Here is a 241-nt window from a genome sequence, read left to right as displayed (position 1 = left end):
CGTACTTCTCGACCTGCTTGGGAATCTTGTACTGCGCCGAGCCCAGCGCTTCGATGTCTTCGCGCTCGATCGGGGTCATGAATCTGTCCACCAGCGCCTGGCTGATCTTGTCCGAGGCGGCGCGTTCGCGCAGGCGGGCCCGCATGAACGCGTCAAGCGCGGGCTGCCGGTCGGCGTCGCGCCGCATCGAATGCAGCGCCGTGGCGCTGTCGTAGGCCGCCTGGGCAGCCGCGTCCAGCCG

1 pseudogene is annotated in these 241 nt (G+C 68.9%); it reads right to left on the bottom strand.

The window, feature by feature from the left end:
• Positions 1–238 (bottom strand): annotated as a pseudogene (locus ACQG3P_RS22535) (pit accessory protein); the annotation flags it as partial.
• Positions 239–241 lie beyond the last annotated feature (3 nt).

The sequence above is a fragment of the Stenotrophomonas sp. SrG genome, from assembly GCF_050031795.1.
GTDB lineage: Bacteria > Pseudomonadota > Gammaproteobacteria > Xanthomonadales > Xanthomonadaceae > Stenotrophomonas > Stenotrophomonas rhizophila_A.
This window is presented reverse-complemented; position numbering and strand designations above follow the sequence as displayed.